Consider the following 23,586-nt stretch of genomic DNA (forward strand, 5'->3'; position numbering starts at 1 on the left):
CGTAAATTATGAACAGTGCTTCTTCGATTTGTCTTCCGGTGGAAAATGCTCTGTTCAATTTTCGTGTCGCTGGTGTTGCCGTCCAAAATGGGAAATTACTTCTTCACCGGACACCAACAGACAATTTCTGGAGCTTGCCAGGTGGACGGGTAGATATGTTCGAGTTTTCATCAGAAGCCCTTCTGCGAGAAATGCTTGAAGAAATCGGCAGAAAAGTCATCGTCGGCAAACTGCTTTGGGTGGTGGAAAATTTCTTCGGATACAATAACATCAAACATCATGAGATCGGATTTTACTATCAAATGGAGATTCCGGATCTGCAAGATCAGCATGATTTTGTGGTGCAGGAAGATGACACCCAATTATTGTTTCATTGGGAAGATGTAGAAAATATCGATTCAGGAAGTATTTATCCTGAATTTATTACAGCAGATTTATTGCTTAATACATCTTCGATACGGCATATCACACTGGATTTTAAGAACCTGAATGATAGTCAGGTAAAAATGACCAATATAGGCGGTTCCTAAGGAGCCACGTATTTCCTGGCTCAGTCAATTTTTATAAAAGGGAGTTCTACCGGGCTATGCTCAGGATGTCTAGATCGTTAAAGATTCTGCAATTGATGTGTATCTGTATTTCAAAAGTATATATCGGAGAGAACCAATATCGACACGAAATTTCCATTGTATCCATCTCCTTTGGAGCGCCCTATTTCCAGCCAAAATCTCTGATCTCTGAAATTGTAACTCCGTAGGAGTTTCCTAATCTTCAATTCTAAATCTATCAGGTAAGCAAACCTACCTGATCTTTCTATTAAAAATATTATTTGTTAATTAATACTCTATAAATATTGTAGATTAAATAGATTAATAATACCTTTGTAATAGAAACTCGAATAAACAACACAACCCTAGCGATTATGTATTACGAATTCGAAGATGAAATGGGGAATATCTCAACTATTCAGCTAAAAGAGCGGGAACAAGATGAGCTTGCGGCAGAACTTGCTGTAGGCGATTTCGCACCTTTGTTTTATTTGCGATCGGAAGATGGCGTACAGACTACATCTGTTTCAGGATTTTCTGTTGCAAATGATTCCAGGTCACTGATTGATTTGTTGTCATACAAACCGCTCGTATTGAGTTTCTATTGTCCATGCTGGGGAAGTTATGCGCCTAAACACCTCGCTGCTCTGCAAGAACTAGCGCCGAAAATCGAAGCTTTTGGTGGACAGCTTTTGGTTTTGACAAACGAATCTCCAAAACAGATTGAGCGTATTTCCAAGAAATTGAAACTTGATTTCACCATTATCCATGATAAGGATTTTAATGTTGCGCGTTCCTACGGCGTGTATTCTGAAACTTCACCAATCTGGGACCGTATCGCCGGGATTTCAGAAGAGGTCTTTACTCCGTCTATTTTCGTAATTGGTAAGGATCGGAAAATCGCCTATACTTTTGTAGATGAAAATTTTGATGGCTCGCCAAACCATAAGGAATTGCTGAAATCGGTTTACGATAAAAAAGGTAACAAATAAAAATCCACAAAATTTATAGAATGCCACGCCGGCAGTCAGGCTGTTTCAATTATATTTGAATCAGTCCGGTTGCCGGTGTATTGTTTCCTAATCAGCCACTTCTGTTATTATTTATATGCCTTCTGCCACATCTGCATTTCAATCCAAACTGCCCAAAGTTGGTACCACTATTTTTACACACATGTCCAAACTTGCCGAAGATTATAAGGCGATAAATCTGGCACAGGGATTTCCGGAATTCGATTGTTCGCCGGACTTGCAAAAGCTGGTAGATAAATATATAAAACAAGGAAAAAATCAGTATGCGCCAATGGCCGGCGTATTGGCGTTACGGGAAGCCATTGCTCAGAAAGTTTTTGAAGCAACTTCCACAGAATATCATCCGGTTAATGAAATAACCATCACCAGCGGCGCAACGGAAGCGCTTTACGTTGCGATTTCAACAGTTGTAAATCGAGGTGATGAGGTAATCATTTTCGAACCGGCATATGATAGTTATGTTCCCGCTATTGAAATGAATGGCGGACTTCCCGTTTTTGTTACGCTGGATCCGCAGTATGAATACATTGATTGGGAGATCGTCAATTCGAAAGTTACGGAGAAGACAAAAGCCATAATCATCAACACGCCGCATAATCCCACCGGAAAAGTCTGGACTGCAACGGATCTGAAACAGTTGGATCTGCTGGTTGAAAAACATGATCTTTTTGTGATCAGTGATGAGGTATATGAACATATTATTTTTGACGGATTGCAGCATATCTCCGCTGCTTCGATTCCGTCGCTTGCTGCCAGAACATTTCTTTGTGGATCGTTTGGGAAAACCTTTCATACCACAGGCTGGAAAGTTGGGTATTGTCTGTCGCCCAAAGAATTTACAGCCGAATTCCGAAAAATTCACCAGTATATGGTTTTCAGCGTGATCACGCCTTTTCAGTTTGCGATTGCAGAATTCCTGAAAGAACCTGAACATTATCTGAGTCTTTCTTCGTTCTACGAAACAAAACGGAATATTTTTAACAACGCAATTAAAGATACAGGATTAACGCTGAAACCTTCCGAGGGAAGCTTTTTCCAGAATGTGTGTTATGAAAATTTGTCGGACGAGCACGATTTAGCTCTGGCAGAAAGGCTTACCAAAGAAGCAGGCGTGGCGTCAATTCCTATCTCATCGTTCTACGATCAGCCGAGCGATTTCAGGGTTTTGCGTTTTTGTTTTGCAAAAAATAATGATACACTTTTGAGAGCCGGGGAGCTTTTGAATAAGGTTATTTGGTAATTTAAGGTTACACAGAGAAACACAGAGTTAAAAAGAGGTACATAGAGATTTATGATTTAATCTCTGTGCACCTTTTTCGAATCCTGTATAACCTAAACAAATTACTTTTTAAATAACATCGCCTTGATCGGTTGGATCCGGGTGATGATTAATGTTGGGATCAGCAGAATTAGTGCGGAAACAACAATTGTGATAATGTTTATCAACAAAAATGTCGCCCAGTCGAAAATGATCGGAACGGTGTCCATGTTATAGTTAACAGGATCAAGCTTAATGATTTTGAATTGGTGTTGTACCCAGCAGAAAGCCAGGCCGGCAATATTTCCGATCAATAATCCCTGACGTACCATATACAAGCCAACTCTGAAAAATACCATCCGTATCTGTTTGTTCGGACTTCCCAGCGTTTTCAGTAAGCCAATCAGCGGTGTCCTTTCCATGATCATAACCAATAAGATTGAGATCATATTAAAGCAGGCGACGAAGAGGATCAGGGTTAAAAAAACGGCAGTATTTCTATCTAGTAAAACCAGCCAGTCGAACAATTGCCGAAATACATCGGTAACTTTTTGAAGATAAACGGCGGGCGGCAGAATCTTTTTTAAATGTAAGGATACATTATCAAGCTGCTGAAAATCTTTGAGATAAACCTCATAAGTACCAATCGAATCAGGTCCCCAGCCATTCAGACGTTGCACAAGAGCAAGATCACCAATGATCAGCCGATCATCAAATTCTTCCATCTGAGTATCATATATCCCGGAAATTGTCAGTTTCCTGGGTCTTGGCGGATCTTGTAAAGAATACATAATTACATCATCGCCAGGTTTTAATTTCAGCTGGGAAGCAATTTTTCGGCTGATCAGAATTTCAGAAGAATAACCATATTTCAAAGAAGATGAATCCGTTTTGCCAATCAGCCGGCCTTCAACCAATGTATTTTTGAATAAATCCCAGTCATAATCTTTTCCAACGCCTTTCAATAAAACACCTTTTATTTCGTCAGATGTTTTTAAAATACCTGATTTATGAGCCACAGCCTGCCAGTGGCTTATTTCCGGCATTTTTTTTAACTCATCAGAAACCGGATTTTGAATATTCATCGCGCCTTCTTCGTAAGTATTTCCCAGCGCGAAAGCGGTGATGTTAATATGGGCGCCAAAGAGAAATACTTTTTTCTGAATTGTTTCCTTGAAACCAATCAAGACGGCGAATGACACAATTCCGACCGCCACGCCAATAGCAATACTGGCCACGCCAATACGGGAAACCGTTGCTGAAAAGGAGCCGGCTTCGTTATTCCGGATACGTTTGGCGACAAATGAGGGAAAACGCAAAGAAATTGAATGGTTAAATTTTACTATTATTTTGACAAAAGTAGCGAAAAACTTGACCGTGACGAAAGCGGCTTTCCAAGTGCAGTGATTTTAAACCGATATCATCGAAAGGAAAATTGAAAATATTCAATTCTTCTCCTCATTTTTTTGTTAAGTTGCCAGGTAGTTAGTGATTTTGCATCAGGGAGATTACGTGTACTAAAAACCAGATTTTTAAAATATGTCATTTATAAAAGTAGCTTCCGGAGTAGTTAACCAAACGCCAATGGCTTGGGAATCTAACACCAAACATATTTTGCAGGCGATTGAAGAAGCAAAAAAACAGGACGTCAGCTTGCTGTGCCTGCCGGAACTTTGTGTTTCCGGATATGGCTGTGAGGATTATTTTTTTGCTCAGGATCTTGTAGATCAGGCAGAAAAGTGCCTTCATGAAATAGTTCAGGCGACTGCGGGGATTATTGTTGCCGTGGGTATGCCGGTTCGTCATAATAATAGTTTGTATAACGCAGCCTGTCTTATTGCAAACAAACAAATTATTGGCTTTTACTGTAAGCAAAATCTTGCCAACAACGGCATTCACTACGAAGCCAGATGGTTTCGTCCGTGGCCTGTAGGCTTGGTTGAAAGTATCGAAATTGATCAAATGTTGTATCCAATCGGAGATATTATTTTTGATTTATCAGGTGTAAGAATTGGTTTTGAAATTTGTGAGGATGCCTGGGTTTCGAATCGTCCGGGGCGCAGGCATTATGAACGTGGGGTAGATGTTATCCTTAATCCGAGCGCGAGTCATTTCGCTTTTCATAAATTTTTAACGAGAGAAAGACTGGTTCTGGATGGTTCAAGATCGTTTGGTTGCAGTTACATTTATACCAATTTATTGGGAAATGAAGCAGGCAGGGCTATTTACGATGGCGATGCGATGATCGCTTCCAACGGTGAAATGCTGGTGACGAGCGATCGTTTCAGTTATGAAGATTATTTGATAATTACCGCGGTTATCGATACGGAAAACACGCGGCTGAATCAGCTTCAAAATAAAATATCTTCTGGAAACAAAGATAAAACCTGGCGTATAGGAGCTCGATTCGATTTTCCGGATATTAACCCTGTCCCGCAGCAGGTAGCTGAATTGGAGGCATTTGAAAAAGGCGGCGCTCTAAAAGAAGAGGAATTTGCAAGGGCTGTTTCACTCGGCCTTTTTGACTATTTGAGAAAAAGCCGCTCAAACGGCTTTACGATTTCATTATCGGGTGGCGCAGATTCCTGCGCCTGCACAGCACTTTGTGGTCTGATGATCAGGCTGGCTGACGAGAGTATCGGATTGGAGCGTTTTAAGGAAAAACTTTCCTTTATAAAAGGAATACAATTAGCAAAAACAGAAGAAGATGTTGCTTTGGCTTTGATCCATAATATTTACCAGGGAACCGAAAACAGCTCCGAAGATACGCTGGAATCTGCACGTTCGCTGGCTTTATCGATCGGTTCTACGTTTTATAATATTAATATTAATGGTCTGGTCGAAACGTACAAAGTTTTGATTGAAGATCAGATTGGCAGGAAATTATCGTGGGATACTGATGACATTGCCTTGCAAAATATTCAGGCACGGGTTCGCGCTCCGGGTGTCTGGCTGTTGACAAACCTTTCCAATCATTTGCTTCTGGCGACTTCCAACCGCTCGGAGGTAGCTGTGGGTTATGCGACCATGGATGGTGATACATCCGGAAGTATCAGTCCTCTGGCGGGAATTGATAAACATTATTTGCGACAATGGCTTCGCTGGCTGGAAACAGTTGGCTGTGAGGTAAAAGGAAAACATATCCGGATTGAAGGCCTGAAAAAGGTTAACTCTTTGCAGCCAACCGCAGAACTTCGTCCGCTTGCATTGAACCAGACAGACGAAGCGGATCTTATGCCTTATGATTTCCTTGATGCGCTGGAAAAAGTAGCCATTCGGGATAAAAAATCTCCGGTAGAATGTTTTAAAAATATGATTGTCCGGTATAAAGAGGTTTACTCGGATGTTCAGATTCTTGGCTGGACAGAAAGATTTTTCAAACTTTGGAGTCGTAATCAATGGAAAAGAGAGCGTTACGCGCCATCTTTCCATCTGGATGATCTTAATCTTGATCCTCGTTCTTGGTGCCGCTTCCCGATTCTCTCCGGTGGATTTGAAAAAGAGTTGGAAGAGTTGAAGGAATATGCGGGCGGAAGTATGGGAAGAAATAGTCGTGGAAGAATTGGTTTTTAACTGATTTTTTTAACAAAGAGGGTAAGTCGAAATGCAAAGAGCGCAAAGGAGTTAACTTTTGCGCTCTTTGCGTTTTTATTTCTGCTTTGTGTGAAATCAGATTTATAACCTGTCTCGAAGTCTTATTGCCAATTGAAATCCTATCCACGTATAATTTCTTTGCGTTTGGTCTGGCTTTCCACCGAGCCAGATTGTTGAAATAGAATATCTGTGATCGTTTGCAATTCCTTCTTTATTTTCAGTGAGTATATTGATCGATGGCCCAAATGCTATGGAAAGCCGATTCCCTAAATTTCTTTCAATTGAAGTATTTAGACGAAATAATCCGGCCGCGGTGTTGCTGTCAAAGTCTTTATTCATTGCAACTACGTTGGCTGTTAGGTCTATGTTCCACATCCATCTTTTGGCGATCCTTCCCGCAGTTCCAAAACCATATCCAATACTTCCCAAAGGCTTATTATTAATCATACCGTTAAAACCGACCGTGAAAATATTGTAAAATGCATTAACCCCCGTTTTAAAGGATGTGTTAAAATAATTGAATTCATCGGTTGAGATCTCGTAGCGACGGTATCCATTTTTTCGGACATAACTTAACAAACCGATCGGTGTGGTGGCGGAAGAATCAGCGTAATTGAATACACTTAACTGATGTCCTTTTTTTACCGTTTTTGCAAAATTATAAGCTCCCGAAATTTGCCATCCATTTAAGTTTCCAAGTAAAACATTTCCAACACCGGCAAGCTGTACGCCATTAAAATTGCCAGCAGTGAAATTCAGCAGTGTCGAATACTGGAATCCCTTAACATTTCCCATAACGATGTTCAATGCTGTCGCATATTGAAAACCGGATACATTGTGGCCAACAACATTGGCAATACCGGCAAGCTGAACCCCCTTCACATGACCACGGTCTGCATTGATAAAACCCCCGATTTCCAGAACATTTGTTCCCAGGGAATAACCCGCAAATACATTAAAAGAGTAATCATTTACGACGTTACCACTAAGTTCACGGTTCGTGCTCAGGAAAGGTAAAATCGAAGTTTGAACCGGACGGTATAAGGTATCTGTAATGTTCCGGGTATTAATGGCCTGCTTGGCCGAAGCAAAAGCGAGACTGAAATCTTTCTTTACACGCTGGTAGGTCTCCCGTAATTTCCCCTTGAATTGAATTGTATCTTTTTCAATAATCGTATCCGGCGACACGTAAGTCGTCGTCGTATATTCAAACTGCGGAATTTCAATTTTGGGATTATTTGGTGAATCTGGCCGTGTCGCGATAGTCAGTTTTCGTCTAGATAATGCTTTCAGTGTATCCGGATTAAGCGTTATAGGCAGATAAGTATTTTTACGGTTCGAAATAATGATCGTTTTTCCCACGTATTGTTCTTTCCTGATTTCGAGCCGTATCGATGCGGGCGCCGTAGGAAGATTTATTTTGTAATAACCAAACTGGTTACTGATCGTCGAAGCCAGGGTAACAGGCTCATAAATACTCGCATTTGCCAGCTTATCTCCTGTGTTCTTGTCAATAATATAACCGTTCAGATTGAAATCAGCAGGAGCCTCCTCCTCTGTTTTTTGACTTTTTTGAAGAATGATATACCGATGTTTCTGTTTGAAGACAACTTTTCCTTTAAACAACTCATTCAGAATTTCCCTTACACTTTTGTTCGTAACATTTAGAGATACACGGCTCTTAGTTTCAATTACATCCGGGCTGTAAGAAAAATTGAATCCACCCAGATTGCCGATTTGCTGTAAAACTTCGTCAATGGACTGGTTCGATGAACGTATTGAAATTTTTCTTTCCAATAATTCCTGTGCGTGAGAAGGAGTGGAAATGAGAAAACTTAAAAGAAACAGAAAGGTAAGAGAATAAAAATTTTTCAATGGAATCGGTGTAGATTAAGACAAAAGCAGTTTGGGGAGGCGTATTATTATTGACAGCTATTGCCATCAAGCCAGTACGTTTTTCCTTCTTTTCTCAGTTTTAAATCCAATGTTTCCGCAATCACTGATAATGTTGTATCAAGCGGTTCTTTTTGAAAACCTATCGTTAACCGACATTTTGCCAGATCTGCATTGACCAAACGAATATCCGAGTGATACCCGTCATTCAAGGTATTGATGATATCACCCAGTTTTGCTCCGTTGAAATCAAAAACCTGAGTATGATATCCCATGACGTTTAGGTCAGCGCGTATACTTCTCAGTGTGTCATCTGCTAATTCTGCACTTTCTCCTTTAACAAGCTCAATTTTATTATCTGCTTTGCTGACCCGAACCTTTCCGGTTTTCACATCCACACGTACGAGTTCTTTTTTATATGCCTTAACATTAAAAGAAGTTCCTAAAACCCGGACGTCGGTTCCGTTGGCATCAATAACAAAAGGATGCGCTGCGTCGGGTTTTACATCGAAAAATGCCTCGCCATTTAGGGAAACAGTCCGGATATCTCCGCTGAAATTTTCGGGGTAACTTATCTTAGAGTTATAATTCAGGAATACTTTTGTTCCGTCAGGCAGTGTTGCTTCTGTTGTATTGTTAGTAGTTGCCACTTCAAGCAGTTCCGGTTTCTTAAATTGCGTCCGGAAAATATAGAGTCCGAATGCCATTATGGTTAAAGACACTGCGGCTGCAATCCATAAGGTATATGAAGTCCGTTTTTTAGCTGGCAGTTTACGGATATTTGTTTCATCTTCCGCATAGATTTCCGGAACGATCTGCTGACTGACTATCTTTTGAGATGTCATTTTTTGCCGGACCTTTTCCCAGGCCGCGTCCGTATCGACTTCCGAATTTCTGTTTTTAAGAATTGCCGATTTTTCCCAGAGCATTTCAAATGCTGCTAATTCCTGTTCATTTTCCGGCGACAGATTCAGCCAGTTTTGTACCTCGGAAATTTCTTCCGCGGTGGCAGTGTCGGCCAGATATCGCGCTAACAGCTCATCCGATATGTGTTCATGAGAATTGTTCATGGTTACGATTGGAAAAACTGTTGATGTAAAAAATAAACAAGTATCAGTAATGACGGCAGGTAATCGGCCAGCTCGTTACGTAAAATTTTAAGTGCTTTTCCGATTTGATTTTCAACCGTTTTGATAGAAATATTGAGTTGGTCGGCTATTTCCTGATATTTCAGTTCCTCAAAACGACTCATCCGAAAAGCTTTTTGGCATTGCTCAGGCAAAAGTCGAATTGCTTTTTCGATACGTTCGGCAAGCTCGTCAGCATGAATACTTTCCGTAACAGACTCGTAGGATTGCGGTATATAATTAACAGCATATTCACGATAAGCTTCTTTCACAGAAGCGTGTTTGAAACGGTTCAGGCAGTGATTATGAACGGCCCGATAAAGATAGGATTTCAAAGAAAGGGTTATTTCCAGCTCTTCTCTTTTTTCCCAGATTGTAATAAAAACTGTCTGGACAATCTCTTCGGCATCCTCCTCGTCCTTTAATAAAGAACTCGCATAATTGCACAGCCGCTGATAATAGAAACGAAATGTCCGCTCGTAGGCAGCTTCATCTCCTCTTCTTATCGCTTGAACAATTTCCGGATCGGTGGCGTGCACGGATTTTCGCTTTTGATTTTCCGCCAAAAGTAGATAATCTCCACCGATTATAAAATTCCGATTACTAAGAGCGGTCGCTGCCACAGTTTAAGTTCCTTTTTAACATGACAAGCGGAATGGGGTTTCCCCCTACGCGAAAAAAATATTTTTGTTAATAGGGGGAAAATAAATTTGGATTGTCCTGAAAGGGAAGATGGGAGATTCCCGATGTTAGCCAATAAATATTAGCCATGAAAAAATTATTTCTTCCCTTGTTTGTGTACGTATTTACGTTATTCAGCCAGCAATCCTGCGATTCAGGTTATGAAGATTTGGAACCATGAGAAACCAGTGCCCATATTTTTGATCTGGATGATCTTGCAATTTTTACTAAAGACAGTGAGCCGGTTGCTCGTTATAAGGAGCCGTGGAAAAACCGCCGCCATAAAGTGACGATTGATATTTCTATGCCTTCATTATCTGGTGTTGAGTTTTCAGGGGCTGTGCACGTGAATGTTTCCGGTTTTGAAAATGCGAAGAAAATCGACTTGGAACTTTCGGGCGCTTCAAAAGGCGATTTCTCAGAATCTGCAAAAATAGTAGAAATGGATTTATCAGCGGCTTCACAATTAAATCTGACAGGAAGCGGACAATTCATCGACGGAGAATTGTCGGGAGCGTCGGAGTTGAAAGGCTTGGTTTATCAGGCCGAAGAGTCAGATATTAAGTTGTGATCACTTGATCATACCATATTTCGCTCTTGCCTGCTTTTTTGACATCCCGTCGAAATGCCACCATTCGGTTGTATTGACCGTAAAACCAGATTGAACCATAGCTTTACGCAAAATATTTCGGTTCGAAATCTGTTTTGCAGTAAGTTTTCCCTGTTTCAACATTTCCTGTTCGGAACGGGGATAGGCGAGGGGGCCAAAAAAATCATATTTGGTCCCCATGTCCAACGGAATACCTTTTTCATCCACAACGGTTAAATCGATCGCACAGCCAAAGTTATGGTTTGAACCAATTTTTGGATCGGCCACATACTGTGTTTTCTGTCGCGGCGGGATTTTTAAATCATCCAGTGCATCCCACAATTTGTATTGAGCGGAATTAGGGCGGGCGGCATCGTAGACCAAAAGCTTATATCCAGGTTTTGCCTGTTTTAATAAAGTGCTGGCTTTGGAAAGCTTTGTAGCCATTTCAGGCTGAAGATATGCGTGCGTTAAATCTCCATAGACATTTTTCTTCATGAAATTGTCAGGAGTGGCATACTTCAATTCAACCAGAATTTCAGGATTTATGCTTTGTATATCAACAAGTCCCTGATCAAGTATTTTCTTTTCGGTTGTTGAAATGTTTTTATTGGACTTATCTTTTTGACTTTGTGCCTGACTGTCAATAGATAAAAAAGAAGCTATAAAAACCAGGCAAACTATCTTGATTAAACGCATACGCTGAAAATAAAATCCTCCTTCTCTAACGCTGGGAAGGAGGAAATAACGTGTTAGTATCTTCTGATCTTCACCTTGGACAAACCACCTTCAAAATTTATATTGATCTTTTTGGCAGACTTTTCAAATCCGGGAGAACGATACAGTTTATCATTAATTTTTTCCAGATCATCAAAAGAAGTGAGGTTAAGCGCTCCGTCCAGATTGATCTCGCAACCTACTGATTTTGGAATTTCAAGATCGATAGAGGCTACTCCTGCTTCAATGTTAACATCAGTACGGTCAAGTTTTTCTCCCAAACGGATATTCATATCTGCCACCCCGGTACTTACTTTTAAAGCTTCTACTTTATAACTACTCAGATCAAAATCGCCTTTCCCGGCACCTAATCCAAGATCAATATTCCAGATTGGTTTGTCATTCAGCTCAATCTGCGCTTTATTGCTGATTTCGCCTTTGTTCAATTTTACATTACCATCTTCCATTTTCAAATTAACTGTCGCTGTATTAGCGAGTTTGTTAATAGTAGTGTTGGATAAAAATCCGAGGACAGACGAACGTGTATCGGCTTGAAAAAGCTTGTCCGTGTTTCCTTTCAATGTAAACGAACCCGCACCTCCTTCCAGATTGAAATTTGCTTTCTGGATAAAATCTTCCATCGCATATTCGTATGAGTTATTTTTCAGTCTGGTATTGCTCTCATCCTCTCTGCGGCTGTGTTCACGTTCGTAATCTTCGTCTTTATCTTCATCATCCTCTTCGTCATTGTCATCATCTTCATCCTCGTCGTCGTGATCACCGTCATTCCAGTTGAAATTCCAATTGTCGCGGTGACGGTCGAAAGCGCGGTCCGTACGATGTGCCAGTCCGCCAAAAACGGCGAATGCAATAAGGATTCCGACGAGTGCTCTCGCCGGTGCATGTCTGTCTGTAACCAGGATCAGTATACCTGCAAGAATTAGCAATACCGGCCAATAGGGAAGAACAGAATCCCAGTGAAAATAGAAAAGGTCCAGTTTGCGAAGCAGCGCAACGATACCGATCACAATAAGAACTCCACCCCAGAAAACACCTTTTGAATTTTTCATAACGATTAAATATTAGAGTGGTTGGATGTATCAGAATTGATGAAGTTTTTAAGCAGAAGTAGCGCACCGGCGATGATCAGCATAACTGGCCAGAAAAATCCTCTGAAATCAAAACCGGTAAATTCCTCGATCAGAAAGAGGCAGCCCGCGACGATGAGCAGAAGACCCCAGAAAATACTTTTAAAATTCATGGCTGTTTTTGTTAGTTCACTTTGATAATTTCATCGTCATCATCTGCTTTTTTACCGTTCGGATCTTCCGGGAAACTTCCGGCCAGCGTCGATTCATTAGTTCCAAAAGGCGTATATGGCTGCGGATCAGGCGTTGGTGTGTAAGGTTCTACCGGTTCTGTTGGCGGAGGCGTGGTAGGATAAACGGTTGTATTTCCTTCCTGTTCTTTATCGCGCTGACGAAGTATTAAGAAGGCACCGATCGTGATCAAGGCAATTGGCCAGAAATAAGGTTTGATCTGATACCAAAGCGGGAAATCGTCGATTAGCATAAAAATACCAAATAAAACCAGCGCGCCGCCAAGAATTTTAATGGTCTGATCGTTGCGTTTTTTCTCAGCTTCCGGGTCGTGCGGTTTGGAAGTTATTGTATCAAAATTGTGCACATCCGCCGCTCCTGTCGGTAATACTGCCCATAAAATAATGTACAGAATTCCAGTCCACCCAAAGCTTGGAGGTATTGGCAGGAATAACATCACGACGAATAAAACACGAACGATTACTACATCTATTTGTAAATATTGAGCAATACCGGAAGCAACTCCTCCAAATACGGCCTGATCGGGTATGCGGTGCAATTTCTTTTCCATTTCGTTGTTTACGTTTATGTTGTAATCAAAGGTAGTGGGTGATACAAGATACTGCAAGCTGGAAGTTTATTATCGGTTAGTTGACGTGTTAAAAGGTAATTTGGAATGATTTCCGATTTTTAAACTTTTAAATCCGCTTAAACAGGTCCCGGTTCGAGGGCAATTATCCTAAATTTTGTTCTTTGAAAGGAATGTTGTGATGTTGCAGGAAATTAAAAATTGATTTTATTCCTCTTCCAATGCTTCAAGAATATCCATCATGCTTCCAAAATCTTTATAGCCCGGACGAATCTCTTCGCTTCCGCGGAGCGCAATACCTATTTCCGGAAATGTATCAGTTAATTTATTTACAGTAACTTCATCATCCAGTCCAAAACCGATAAGGATTGGATATTCCTTGGCAAGTTTGCTCAAAACCTCGATCCAATCTTCTGTTAGTTCCAGATTTGCGTCGCTTTCAAGAAGGAAGTAGGCAACTTCATCTCCATAGCGGCTCAGAATAGAATAAATATCGTTGGCATCGTAGGTATCCACACTGACGCGCAGGATCAAAGGAAGATTCAGCTCGCTCTGAAGATAAGTCAGCAGACCAGGGGTTTCGACCTGAACGTAATGCACGGGATATTCCGCAAGGGATTTCAACAGCTGCTCAGGATCGCTTTGGCTTGATTCAGCAACGAGCTGAACGCCGGCAAGCCATGAGCAAATTTCTTCAAACTTCTTGGGAGATATATAATTTGGGGAATCTTGATCGATAGAAAATCCCAGCATTTCAACACCCATGCCAGCGCAGTAACGGGCATCGGATAGGTTGGTGACGTTGCTGATTTTTACGGTTCTCGTTAGCATGTTGATGGAATTAATTGCAAAATTTTTTAGCAAAGATAATTCATCGGCCGGATTATCATGTTAACAAAGTCTGATTCGTTTCTGGTTTTAGGCATAAAATAAAATAACCCAAGGCTCCGGCCTTGGGTTATCGATCTACTAATGCCTCAGGCATTAGTCAAAGCCACTTTTAGTTTTCACTTTATTTGACTGAAAATTTATACTCTGTAGATGTTTTATAGGTTTCGCCTGGTTTCAATTCTGTCGATGGGAATTGTGGTTGATTTGGTGAATCCGGATAGTGTTCGGTTTCCAGGCAAAGCCCGAAGCGTTTGGCATAGGTTGCACCTTTTCCAGTCAGTTTTCCATCCAGGAAATTTCCTGTATAAAATTGAACAGCAGGTTCCGTAGTGTAAACCTCCATAAAACGGCCGCTTTCCGGATCTTTCACCGTAGCAAAAAGCATAAGGTTTTTATCAGTACGATTTAAAACCCAGCAATGATCATATCCGCCGCCGTTTTTAATTTGTACATCTGAATTATCATCAATTCTTTTTCCAACCAACGTCGGTTCGTTAAAATCAAATGGCGTTCCTTTTACAGGCTGCAATTTTCCAGTCGGAATTAATGTCGCGTCGACCGGAACCAGAGAGTCTGATTTAATCGAAACCTCGTGGTTTAGAATATCACGTTTTAAACCCGTCAGATTAAAATAAGAGTGATTTGTCAAATTCACAACTGTGTTTTTATCCGTTGTCGCTTCATAGTCAATTCGAAGTCCGTTGTCATTTGACAAAGTATAGGTCACTTTCACATTCAGATTTCCGGGATAACCTTCTTCCCCGTCTTTACTCAAATAGGTTAGTTCAAGACCAACGACAGAGTCCTGTTTAATCTCAGTCGCGTTCCAAAGTTTTTTGTCAAAACCTTTAATTCCGCCGTGCAAAGAATTTGGTCCGTTATTAACCGGTAATGTGTAAGTTTTGCCATCGAGCGTGAATTTTCCTTTGGCAATACGGTTTCCATAACGGCCAACTAAAGCCCCAAAAAAAGGATTTTCAGCTAAATATGGAGCCAAAGAATCGAAGCCTAAAACAACATCTTCCCATTTTCCCTCTTTATCTTTTGCGGTTAATTCCGTGATAATCCCACCATAATTGGTGATTTTTACCGTCATCCCGTTTGCATTGGTAAGGGTATAAAGATCTGCTTTTTTACCGTCGGGAAGGTCTCCGAATACTTCTTTCGAAATCGTACTGGTCATTGTTTTACTTTCGTTTTCGTTTTTGGTTTTTGAGCAGCTCATCAGGCCAATGCCGATCAGCGCAGCGAATATTAATGATCGTTTTTTCATAAAGGTATTTCCGGAAATATTAAGGTTTAAGCATTTAATACAATTTCCTCAGTCCCATCAGTAATCCGTACGCGATAACATGGCATATCGATCGAGAATTCTTCCTGATAAGCTTTTTTCATTTTTTCCTCAAACTGCTCTACGGCGTCTTTTTTTACAAGATTAATCGTACAGCCACCAAAACCGCCACCCATCATTCTGGCACCGATTACCGAGTCGTCGTCTAACGTTTGTTCTACCAAAAAGTCGAGTTCATCGCAGCTTACTTCATATTCATGCTGCAATCCCTGATGCGTTTCGTACATTTTTTTTCCAAAACTTTTAAGATCTCCAGCCGTTAAGAAATCGCAGGCAATCTGTACACGTTCGATCTCTTCGGTCATGAATTTACAGCGGCGATAAACGACGTCTCCGAGCTCGTCCTTATATTCTTCGACAATTTGCGGTGTGGCATCACGCAAACTTTTAATCCCAGGATGATACTTCTGAAGGATAGAAACACCTTTTTCGCACTCAAGACGGCGCGTGTTATACTCCGAACTTGCCAGCGAATGTTCAACCAGGGTATTACAAAGAACGATAAGATACTCATCCATCGGAAAAGGAAAATACTGATATTCAAGTGAACGGCAGTCTAGGCGGATCACAGCTTCTTGTTTTCCAAAACCGGAAGCAAACTGATCCATTATCCCACATTGCACGCCAACATATTCATTCTCCGCTTTTTGCGCCATTTTCACAATTGAAAAACGGTCAAGCCCCAGGCTGAAAACCTCATTCAAAGCAAATAAAAGACAACATTCCAGTGCAGCAGACGAAGACATCCCGGCTCCCTGAGGTACGTCTCCGCCGAAAGCAGCCTGAAATCCGCCAATATTTAAACCGTTTTTATAAATCTGCTCAATGATTCCCAATTGAAAATAAGCCCATTTCTGATCTGGTTTGGAAATGTCTTCAACCGAAAAAGTATAGGTTTCGTTTAAATCGACAGCATGCAATATTACCTGGTTATCTGTCCTTGGAGAAATTGCGAAATAGACAGCTTTGTCTACACTTGCGGGCAATACAAACCCGTTGTTGTAATCGGTATGTTCGCCTATCAGATTTATTCTTCCCGGTGAACGAAATAACCGGAAATCCTTCGCTTCGGTGTTGTTACCAAATTTTTCAATGAATCTTTTTTGTATCCGTTCGGCTGTTTTCGCTTCTGTACTTATCATTACTGTTTAGTTGTAGATTTTCTGTTTTTCAAGAAAACCGCTTCAATTTTATTAATATCCTTTTGCAAGATTTACTTCGTTGATTGGACTTCCGCCATTTTCCAGCGTCATCAGGTTATTAAGGAAAAGGTCAACTTTTCCGACGTGTTCGTTTGCATGTCCGCCGCCGGTATGCTGGCTCAATATCACGTTGTCCATTTTCCAAAGCGGATTATCCTGTGGAATCGGCTCTACTTCGGTTACGTCCAGCACGGCTCCGTCCAGATGTTTTGAATTCAGCGCATCAATAAGTGCCTTCTCATCCGTTGTACTACCACGGCCAACACTTGCATAAACGCTTCCTTTTTTCATTTTTTCAAAAAATACCTGATCCGCGAACTGGTTTGCAGATCCCGGGAGGGTGTTGATAACCAGATCCGTATTTGGTAAAATATCAAATAGTTCTTCTTTCGAATGGAGGTCCGCATCCGGAGATGTCCTGGCCATCAGATGCAGATTACAATTAAAGCCTTGAAGGAAATTTTTTACCGTGCTTCCGATTGTCCCGGCACCAAGTATCACTACTTCCTGCCCTGAAAGTAAACGAAGTTCGGCACGCAAAGGAGTTCCTATCCATTCGGTTTTTTCTTTTAACAAAGTCAATTTATCGAGTCCGCGGTATAGTGCTAAAACACCGCCGATGATCGATTCGGCGCAGGGGCGAGCAAACCAATCGCCCATATTCGAGACTTTTGTTTGGCCGTTTAACCGGACAGACGCATATTGATCGAAGCCGGCAGAATCCAGCTGCCAGAATTTTAAATTATTCAAAGGTTCTGAAAACCAGCTCAATGGCGGATTGCCCAATATGTAATCGGCGTCGTTGAACAAATTTTGTGCCTCAACTTTTGAGTGTGTATCAGATTGAAAATGTATAATATATTTTGGGGTAAGTGCTTCTATTAATCGTTTTCGAAGCCCTTCGTCAAGATTTGCGTGACAGTATATAATCATCGTTTTTATGTTTAAAGAGGGAGTGTATCCCGTTTTTACCTGCAATTTTTTCAATTATATTTTGAAATGATTTATGATTTGTTCACAATGATTGTGTAAATCAATCCTTAAAGCTACGTTTTCAAAACCAACAGCCAAACTCCGAAAGACCGATTGTTCAGATAAGTAACTTATAATTTGGCAAGAATTTTCTTTCCGCGTGACTTGTATGCGGCGGTTTCGAAATCGATATTTTCTTCAATAATAACCCGTAGCTCATTTTTGATATCGGGATAAGTTTTGGACAGATTGAAGAGGATAGTTAATGCTAAAGCTTTGATTGCAATAGCTGTATCTCGATCTTGTAAAAATTGAAAGCATGCATCCATCAGCTCACCATGAAATTCCTCAGGGATATCAAGATCAAGATCTTCGAAAATGCGCAAACTGTTTCGGATCACCGCATTATGTACTTCGGTTCTTTTCAATTGGCTAATTAAAACACCAACATAGGGCTGAACAATTTGCGGCTGTTTCTCAGCTGCCCAACTAACACTCCAAGCTGCCCTTTGTGCAACCCGAATATCATCTGATAAAAAACAATTGATCAATTCTCTGAAATTTTCTTCGGATGAAACCGCATATTCAGAAATAGCGATCGCATGCTTTTTGAAGTGGATCTGTTGTTTTAAAAGTTCTTCCCGGATGTTCATGGGAGCGGATTTATGTATTGGTAGTTTTTTTAAAAAATATGTCGTGCTGTGTGAACGCTACTTTGAATATACTATTGAAATAAATCAACTGAAATGACTTTCTGCTGACCTTGAACCAAATCAACTTCCAACGTTTTCGTACCTAACTTCACCTTTTGCTTTCCTGAATTCCCTGAAACCAAGGTTGCTGAAACCAATTTCCCATCTTTCCATTGCTCATCAACTGTAACATTTCCACGCGCTTTCAAACCTTTTATTTCGCCGGTCGGCCATGAATCCGGCAAGGCAGGCAATAATTCAATCACGCCAGCCTGCGACTGCAAAAGCATTTCTGCAATTCCGGCTGTGGAACCCATGTTTCCATCCAATTGAAAGGGTGGATGTGCGCAAAGTAAATTCGAATAAGATCCACCGCCATTCATCATGTTTTCTGTTTTATCACCAACCGGACGAAGAATTCTTTTGAATAGAGAGTAAGCCCTGTTTCCATCCTGCAATCTCGCCCAGAAATTAACCTTCCAGGCTAATGACCAACCCGTCCCTTCATCGCCGCGAGCATTCAAAGTTACTCTTGCGGCTTTTGCAAATTCCGGTGTTGCGGTCGGGGAAATCTGATTGCCCGGGTGTAAGGCAAAAAGATGAGAAACGTGCCGATGTTTATTGGTTGAATCATCCACATCTTCATTCCATTCCTGCAATTGTCCCCATCGACCGATCTGCGGAGGCTGGATCTGGTCTCTCACTTTTTGTGCTTCTTTGGAAAAATCAGTATCGGTATTTAAAACTTTACTGGCAAGAATTGTATTGGAAAGTACGTCCCAGGCGATCTGATGATCCATCGATGCGCCGGTAGAAATTCCGCCATGTTCCGGAGAATAGGAGGGTGAGGAAACCAGAAATCCGCTTTTCCCTTTGGTCAGATAATCAATCCAGAATAATGAAGCTTCCTTCATAATCGGATAGGCTGTATTTTTAAGATAATTGACGTCGTTCGTAAAAACATAATGTTCCCAAAGATGCTGACTTAGCCAACCCGCACCGCCAGGATAAAATCCCCAGGGAAAACTCCATCCCGGCGAGGTGTAACCATATGCATTCAGCATTGTATTGACCGTCCAGCCACGGGTACCGAAAAATTCCTTCGCAGCCAGTTTTCCGGGTTCAACAATGGATTTTGTAAAATCAGATAGGGGAAGATAACATTCCGACAAATTTGTGACCTCTGCCGGCCAGTATAACATTTGTATGTTAATATTGGTATGATAATCATTCGCCCAGGGCGGATTTGTGCTGTCATTCCATTTTCCCTGCAAGCTCATTGGCATGGTTCCGGGACGGGTGGAAGAAATCATCAGGTAACGTCCGTACTGGAAATACAAAACTTCAAAGCCCGGATCAGGCGTACCCTTGAAATAAGCAATTTGTCTTTTGTCGGTTGGAAGAGAATTCGTGTTGTCAGTACCAAGATTTAAGGAAACGCGGTCGAACAAGTTTTTGTAATCTTTTTGCTGTTCTGCTTGCAGTATTGTTTCACCTTTACCGGCAACCGCAGCAATCACCTGTTGATTTATTTTCTTGTAATCATTTCCTTTATACGTCGGAAATTGATAAGTGTAATCTGTTGATGCTGTGTGGATAAGTATAACTTTTCTGGCGTTTTTTACAGTGACTATTCCTGCATCATAACTTACTTTCCCATCCGTGTCAATCCGGTAAGTTGTTTCAAATTCCTGTTTGTTATCTTTCAAACTTCCACCGAAGATGTACTGATTCTTTTCAAATTTCTCGTATTCTTTTTTATGTGGAGTAGAAAATCGGATGGAATAGGTTTCTGCCGAAGTGGATTTGAAATTGTACACCATAACTCTGGAAGGATAATTTCCGAAATAAGTTCTTTCAAATTTTTCTTTGCCAACTTCATAAGTAACCTTCCCTGTTGCAGTCGAAATATCCAGTTCCCGACGGTAATTTTTTACTTCGCCGGTATGGGAAACGCTGACATAAAGATCGCCCATCGTTTGCTGCGCGCCGAAATCGCTTGACGGTGTGTTTTCTTTTTTCTCATGAATAATACCGGTCATCTCGGAACTGGCCAGCTTATCCGCTTCTGCCAGTTTGCCTTGTGCCAGCAACTCTCTTACTTTTGGAAGTGTTTTATAAGCGTCTTTTCTTAACCCAAAATTATACTCTTCATTTGCGCCTTTTCCACCCGCCCACAGACTTCCTTCTGAAAATTGTAAACGCTCTTCCGCCGGATCACCAAAAAACATGACACCGAGGTAACCGTTTCCAATGGGCAAAGCCTGAGTCATCCAGTCTTTGGCAGGAGAATCGTACCAAAGTGTCAGAGAATTTTGTTTATCTGTTTTTTGAGAATAAACAGAAAAGGATATCCGGATGAAGAAAATAACAAGTAAAAAAGTTTTTAGAAAACGAAATAACATAAATAAGGATTTTAGGAATTTGTAGCACAAAGTAAATAAAAAGCCCCACGCAAATGCGCAGGGCTTTGATATTATTCCGATTTGGTGAGATTATTTAATCTCGCCAACCATTTCTTCCGGTTTTACCCATGCGTCAAATTCTTCTGGTGTCACATAACCCAGAGCGACAGCCGTTTCTTTTAAAGTTGTGCCGTTTTTGTGCGCAGTCTGCGCGATTTCGGCAGCTTTGTAATAACCAATTTTTGTATTCAAAGATGTTACCAACATCAATGAGTTATTTACATGTTTCTTGATATTTTCATGCAGTGGTTCGATACCAACTGCACAATTATCATTAAATGAAACACAAACATCACCGATCAAACGTGCAGAATGAAGGAAATTGTATGCCATCAAAGGTTTGAAAACGTTCAGTTCAAAGTGTCCGTTTGAACCGCCGATGCTGATTGCAACGTCATTTCCCATAACCTGCGCTGCCACCATCGTCATGGCCTCGCATTGCGTTGGATTCACTTTTCCAGGCATGATCGAGCTTCCCGGTTCGTTGTCCGGAATGTGAATTTCACCAATTCCAGAACGTGGGCCGGATGACAACATACGGATATCATTTCCGATTTTCATCAGACTAACCGCCACGGTTTTCAAAGCGCCATGTGCTTCGACGATCGCATCGTGAGCAGCCAATGCTTCAAATTTATTTTCCGCTGTAACAAACGGAAGCCCTGTTAACAGCGCAATGTGTTTTGCTACATTTTCAGAATAACCAGCTGGCGTGTTAATGCCGGTTCCGACCGCAGTTCCACCCAACGCAAGTTCAGAAAGATGGGCAAGGGTATGGTAAATCGCACGCAAACCGTGATCCAGTTGAGAAGCATATCCGCCAAATTCCTGTCCAAGTGTCAAAGGCGTAGCATCCATAAAGTGGGTACGGCCAATTTTAACAACATGTTTAAAAGCTTCTGCTTTTGCTTTTAAAGTGTCACGTAGTTTGGTAATGCCCGGAATCGTTACGTCGATCAGGATTTTATAAGCCGCAATGTGCATTGCAGTCGGGAAAGTATCGTTTGATGATTGTGATTTGTTCACATCATCATTTGGATGCAAAAATTTGGTTTTGTCAGCCAGGTCACCGCCTTGCAAAACGTGTCCGCGGTAAGCGATCACTTCATTACAGTTCATGTTTGACTGTGTGCCTGAACCGGTTTGCCAAACCACCAACGGAAATTGATCTTCCAGTCCGCCTGTCAAAATTTCGTCACAAACTTTTCCGATCAGATCGCTTTTTTCTTGTGGAAGAACGCCTGCTTCTGCGTTTGTAATGGCTGCTGCTTTTTTCAAATATGCAAATGCGCGGATAATTTCCTTAGGCATTTTATTGATATCCTGCGCAATCGGGAAATTCTGGATAGAGCGTTGCGTTTGCGCGCCCCAATATACATGAGCAGGTACCTGCACTTCGCCCATGGTATCTTTTTCTATACGGTATTCCATTTTATGACGGTAATAATTATGTAAAATGAATGAATCAGATTTGAACGGTAAAGTTAGGGCTGGACGTTGAGTTTTTGGTATTTTTTTGTGGATAAATGTTTTGGTTATGAAATAATATAGATGCTATTAGTTAGAATACATAAAGTTGCTTACCAGTTAAAAACCTTTTAAATTGTTACATTATGTTGTATTATTTGTTTCAATAAGTATAATCAGGCAACTATGACACATACTATCATTATAGAAACAAAAAATGATAAGGATTTTGAGCTAATCAGGAGTTTAGTGAATAGGCTTGGACTTCCCTTTAAAGAAATACATTTAGAAGGTCTAACAGAAAAGCAAGAAGCGGCCTTTCTAAATCTTGCAGGCAGTTGGGTGGGTGATGAATCTGGGGATGAATTAGCTGCCAGAATTCATAATTCAAGGAATGATGCTCCGCGTAATATAGAATTGTGATAACATTTTTATTAAAAGGTCAATTCTCCTTTAAACAATTAAAAAATGGATTTACAATATATCTCAAACGAACGTGGTGAAAAAACTGCCGTTATCATTCCGATTCAGGAATGGAATAATCTGACGGCCAAACATGAAGATTTGAAAGAGCTATCAGAAGAAGTTAAATCTATAAAAGGATTGGTTCAAAAAAAGAAACCATCAGATTTTATCGGTATAGTGTCAAAGGAAGAAGCTGAGGAAATGCAGGACTATCTGAAAAAAGCCAGAGGAGAATGGGACAGAGATTTTTGATTGATAGTATTTCGATTACCAGAAATACTCAGGATTTTAAAAACATTCCTGGGTTGTCCATAATCAATGCCCACGAATTAGAATAAAAAAATCACTTCTCAAACCATAATTCTCCCCGCCAAAAAGATATTTTATCTGCCACATATTTTCAATAAGTAACCTCTTCACTTAAATCATAGACCTCGATTTTCCGGGCTTCTTTTTTCTATAATTTTGCCAATGTTCTTTGTGAACGCCCGTCAATCGGGGTAATGGTTTTCGCTTATGGTGCCCTCAGCCAGAAAAGCAGAAATTAAAAAGGAACCGTGTGAAATTCACGGGCAGTCGTGCTACTGTAAGTGCCGTCCTGAACAATCAGGAAAGTTTTTACCCTCGCGACCCATTGTCATATTTATGATGAGAAGGGCGGTGAAAATGGTACAAGCCAGGAGACTTGCCTTTACCCTCAATGGCCATTCCCTCACGTCTGGGGTTTTGTCACGC

Annotated in this window: 22 protein-coding genes and 1 riboswitch; of the genes, 7 read left to right on the forward strand and 15 right to left on the reverse strand. The window is 40.9% G+C overall.

Going from position 1 to position 23,586, the window contains the following annotated elements:
- The first annotated feature begins 8 nt into the window (after window positions 1-8).
- The 3 genes from BMY70_RS06040 (at window position 9) to BMY70_RS06050 (ending at window position 2,819) form a co-directional block, all read left to right on the forward strand.
- On the forward strand, window positions 9-530 hold the full coding sequence (locus BMY70_RS06040) for an NUDIX hydrolase (RefSeq protein WP_090333354.1): 522 nt from the start codon (window positions 9-11) through the stop codon (window positions 528-530).
- 392 nt (window positions 531-922) lie between these two features.
- On the forward strand, window positions 923-1,540 hold the full coding sequence (locus BMY70_RS06045; protein WP_090333359.1) for a peroxiredoxin family protein: 618 nt from the start codon (window positions 923-925) through the stop codon (window positions 1,538-1,540).
- 115 nt (window positions 1,541-1,655) lie between these two features.
- Window positions 1,656-2,819: a methionine aminotransferase gene (locus BMY70_RS06050; protein ID WP_090333362.1), complete on the forward strand. Its 1,164-nt coding sequence runs from the start codon at window positions 1,656-1,658 to the stop codon at window positions 2,817-2,819.
- A gap of 101 nt (window positions 2,820-2,920) precedes the next feature.
- On the opposite strand, the gene BMY70_RS06055 is transcribed toward BMY70_RS06050, so the two are convergent.
- A complete protein-coding gene (locus BMY70_RS06055) occupies window positions 2,921-4,156 on the reverse strand; it encodes an ABC transporter permease (protein WP_090333365.1) in 1,236 nt (411 codons plus the stop codon).
- 220 nt (window positions 4,157-4,376) lie between these two features.
- Between BMY70_RS06055 and nadE the strand changes: the two genes are divergently transcribed.
- Entirely contained in the window at window positions 4,377-6,410 is a 2,034-nt protein-coding gene (nadE, locus tag BMY70_RS06060; protein WP_090333368.1) for an NAD(+) synthase, read from the forward strand.
- Between the two features lie 102 nt (window positions 6,411-6,512).
- Here nadE and BMY70_RS06065 read toward each other — a convergent pair whose 3' ends face one another.
- The 3 genes from BMY70_RS06065 to BMY70_RS06075 are packed head-to-tail and all read right to left on the reverse strand — an operon-like array spanning window position 6,513 to window position 10,074.
- Complete coding sequence (locus tag BMY70_RS06065) at window positions 6,513-8,306, reverse strand: STN and carboxypeptidase regulatory-like domain-containing protein (protein WP_229209503.1); 1,794 nt, start codon at window positions 8,304-8,306, stop codon at window positions 6,513-6,515.
- Window positions 8,307-8,353: 47 nt separating this feature from the next.
- Window positions 8,354-9,394: a FecR family protein gene (locus BMY70_RS06070; protein WP_090333371.1), complete on the reverse strand. Its 1,041-nt coding sequence runs from the start codon at window positions 9,392-9,394 to the stop codon at window positions 8,354-8,356.
- A 2-nt stretch (window positions 9,395-9,396) separates the two neighbouring features.
- Complete coding sequence (locus BMY70_RS06075; protein ID WP_374754694.1) at window positions 9,397-10,074, reverse strand: RNA polymerase sigma-70 factor; 678 nt, start codon at window positions 10,072-10,074, stop codon at window positions 9,397-9,399.
- Window positions 10,075-10,352: 278 nt separating this feature from the next.
- Between BMY70_RS06075 and BMY70_RS06080 the strand changes: the two genes are divergently transcribed.
- A complete protein-coding gene (locus tag BMY70_RS06080) occupies window positions 10,353-10,703 on the forward strand; it encodes a GIN domain-containing protein (protein ID WP_262485739.1) in 351 nt (116 codons plus the stop codon).
- Here BMY70_RS06080 and BMY70_RS06085 read toward each other — a convergent pair whose 3' ends face one another.
- The 11 genes from BMY70_RS06085 to fumC form a co-directional block, all read right to left on the reverse strand.
- The gene (locus tag BMY70_RS06085) at window positions 10,704-11,420 is read right to left on the reverse strand and encodes a M15 family metallopeptidase (protein WP_090333374.1); all 717 of its coding nucleotides are present in this window, start codon (window positions 11,418-11,420) and stop codon (window positions 10,704-10,706) included.
- A 53-nt stretch (window positions 11,421-11,473) separates the two neighbouring features.
- Complete coding sequence (locus tag BMY70_RS06090; RefSeq protein WP_090333377.1) at window positions 11,474-12,508, reverse strand: toast rack family protein; 1,035 nt, start codon at window positions 12,506-12,508, stop codon at window positions 11,474-11,476.
- A gap of 5 nt (window positions 12,509-12,513) precedes the next feature.
- Window positions 12,514-12,699 carry a LiaI-LiaF-like domain-containing protein gene (locus tag BMY70_RS06095; RefSeq protein WP_090333384.1) on the reverse strand — a complete coding sequence of 62 codons (186 nt, stop codon included), beginning with the start codon at window positions 12,697-12,699 and terminating at the stop codon, window positions 12,514-12,516.
- A gap of 11 nt (window positions 12,700-12,710) precedes the next feature.
- Window positions 12,711-13,328, reverse strand: coding sequence for a PspC domain-containing protein (locus BMY70_RS06100; protein WP_090333386.1), 618 nt, complete (start codon window positions 13,326-13,328; stop codon window positions 12,711-12,713).
- 225 nt (window positions 13,329-13,553) lie between these two features.
- A complete protein-coding gene (locus tag BMY70_RS06105; RefSeq protein WP_090333389.1) occupies window positions 13,554-14,177 on the reverse strand; it encodes a hypothetical protein in 624 nt (207 codons plus the stop codon).
- A gap of 181 nt (window positions 14,178-14,358) precedes the next feature.
- The gene (locus BMY70_RS06110; protein WP_090333392.1) at window positions 14,359-15,510 is read right to left on the reverse strand and encodes an aldose epimerase family protein; all 1,152 of its coding nucleotides are present in this window, start codon (window positions 15,508-15,510) and stop codon (window positions 14,359-14,361) included.
- Between the two features lie 26 nt (window positions 15,511-15,536).
- Entirely contained in the window at window positions 15,537-16,730 is a 1,194-nt protein-coding gene (locus BMY70_RS06115) for a galactokinase (protein ID WP_090333395.1), read from the reverse strand.
- Window positions 16,731-16,781: 51 nt separating this feature from the next.
- Window positions 16,782-17,723 carry a D-2-hydroxyacid dehydrogenase gene (locus tag BMY70_RS06120; protein WP_090334756.1) on the reverse strand — a complete coding sequence of 314 codons (942 nt, stop codon included), beginning with the start codon at window positions 17,721-17,723 and terminating at the stop codon, window positions 16,782-16,784.
- Window positions 17,724-17,893: 170 nt separating this feature from the next.
- The gene (locus BMY70_RS06125) at window positions 17,894-18,415 is read right to left on the reverse strand and encodes a HEAT-like fold family protein (protein WP_090333398.1); all 522 of its coding nucleotides are present in this window, start codon (window positions 18,413-18,415) and stop codon (window positions 17,894-17,896) included.
- A gap of 71 nt (window positions 18,416-18,486) precedes the next feature.
- Complete coding sequence (locus tag BMY70_RS06130; RefSeq protein WP_090333401.1) at window positions 18,487-20,859, reverse strand: glycoside hydrolase family 95 protein; 2,373 nt, start codon at window positions 20,857-20,859, stop codon at window positions 18,487-18,489.
- A 90-nt stretch (window positions 20,860-20,949) separates the two neighbouring features.
- Window positions 20,950-22,350: a class II fumarate hydratase gene (fumC, locus tag BMY70_RS06135; protein WP_090333403.1), complete on the reverse strand. Its 1,401-nt coding sequence runs from the start codon at window positions 22,348-22,350 to the stop codon at window positions 20,950-20,952.
- A 222-nt stretch (window positions 22,351-22,572) separates the two neighbouring features.
- Here fumC and BMY70_RS06140 point away from each other — a divergent pair, with 222 nt between their 5' ends.
- Together BMY70_RS06140 and BMY70_RS06145 are read left to right on the forward strand one after the other, a co-directional pair.
- Window positions 22,573-22,809 carry a hypothetical protein gene (locus tag BMY70_RS06140; RefSeq protein WP_090333406.1) on the forward strand — a complete coding sequence of 79 codons (237 nt, stop codon included), beginning with the start codon at window positions 22,573-22,575 and terminating at the stop codon, window positions 22,807-22,809.
- Between the two features lie 45 nt (window positions 22,810-22,854).
- Window positions 22,855-23,103 carry a hypothetical protein gene (locus BMY70_RS06145; RefSeq protein WP_090333409.1) on the forward strand — a complete coding sequence of 83 codons (249 nt, stop codon included), beginning with the start codon at window positions 22,855-22,857 and terminating at the stop codon, window positions 23,101-23,103.
- A gap of 246 nt (window positions 23,104-23,349) precedes the next feature.
- A riboswitch (cobalamin riboswitch) is annotated at window positions 23,350-23,548 on the forward strand.
- Window positions 23,549-23,586 lie beyond the last annotated feature (38 nt).

The organism is Dyadobacter koreensis, assembly GCF_900108855.1.
GTDB classification, from domain to species: Bacteria; Bacteroidota; Bacteroidia; order Cytophagales; family Spirosomataceae; genus Dyadobacter; species Dyadobacter koreensis.

Coding starts and splice junctions, on each gene's coding strand:
- BMY70_RS06145 (WP_090333409.1), top strand. CDS start 22,855: ATGGATTTACAATATATCTCAAACGAACGTGGTGAAAAAACTGCCGTT.
- BMY70_RS06105 (WP_090333389.1), bottom strand. CDS start 14,177: ATGCTAACGAGAACCGTAAAAATCAGCAACGTCACCAACCTATCCGAT.
- BMY70_RS06100 (WP_090333386.1), bottom strand. CDS start 13,328: ATGGAAAAGAAATTGCACCGCATACCCGATCAGGCCGTATTTGGAGGA.
- BMY70_RS06125 (WP_090333398.1), bottom strand. CDS start 18,415: ATGAACATCCGGGAAGAACTTTTAAAACAACAGATCCACTTCAAAAAG.
- BMY70_RS06090 (WP_090333377.1), bottom strand. CDS start 12,508: ATGAAAAATTCAAAAGGTGTTTTCTGGGGTGGAGTTCTTATTGTGATC.
- fumC (WP_090333403.1), bottom strand. CDS start 22,350: ATGGAATACCGTATAGAAAAAGATACCATGGGCGAAGTGCAGGTACCT.
- BMY70_RS06140 (WP_090333406.1), top strand. CDS start 22,573: ATGACACATACTATCATTATAGAAACAAAAAATGATAAGGATTTTGAG.
- BMY70_RS06095 (WP_090333384.1), bottom strand. CDS start 12,699: ATGAATTTTAAAAGTATTTTCTGGGGTCTTCTGCTCATCGTCGCGGGC.
- nadE (WP_090333368.1), top strand. CDS start 4,377: ATGTCATTTATAAAAGTAGCTTCCGGAGTAGTTAACCAAACGCCAATG.
- BMY70_RS06130 (WP_090333401.1), bottom strand. CDS start 20,859: ATGTTATTTCGTTTTCTAAAAACTTTTTTACTTGTTATTTTCTTCATC.
- BMY70_RS06115 (WP_090333395.1), bottom strand. CDS start 16,730: ATGATAAGTACAGAAGCGAAAACAGCCGAACGGATACAAAAAAGATTC.
- BMY70_RS06110 (WP_090333392.1), bottom strand. CDS start 15,510: ATGAAAAAACGATCATTAATATTCGCTGCGCTGATCGGCATTGGCCTG.
- BMY70_RS06045 (WP_090333359.1), top strand. CDS start 923: ATGTATTACGAATTCGAAGATGAAATGGGGAATATCTCAACTATTCAG.
- BMY70_RS06050 (WP_090333362.1), top strand. CDS start 1,656: ATGCCTTCTGCCACATCTGCATTTCAATCCAAACTGCCCAAAGTTGGT.
- BMY70_RS06070 (WP_090333371.1), bottom strand. CDS start 9,394: ATGAACAATTCTCATGAACACATATCGGATGAGCTGTTAGCGCGATAT.
- BMY70_RS06085 (WP_090333374.1), bottom strand. CDS start 11,420: ATGCGTTTAATCAAGATAGTTTGCCTGGTTTTTATAGCTTCTTTTTTA.
- BMY70_RS06040 (WP_090333354.1), top strand. CDS start 9: ATGAACAGTGCTTCTTCGATTTGTCTTCCGGTGGAAAATGCTCTGTTC.
- BMY70_RS06120 (WP_090334756.1), bottom strand. CDS start 17,723: ATGATTATATACTGTCACGCAAATCTTGACGAAGGGCTTCGAAAACGA.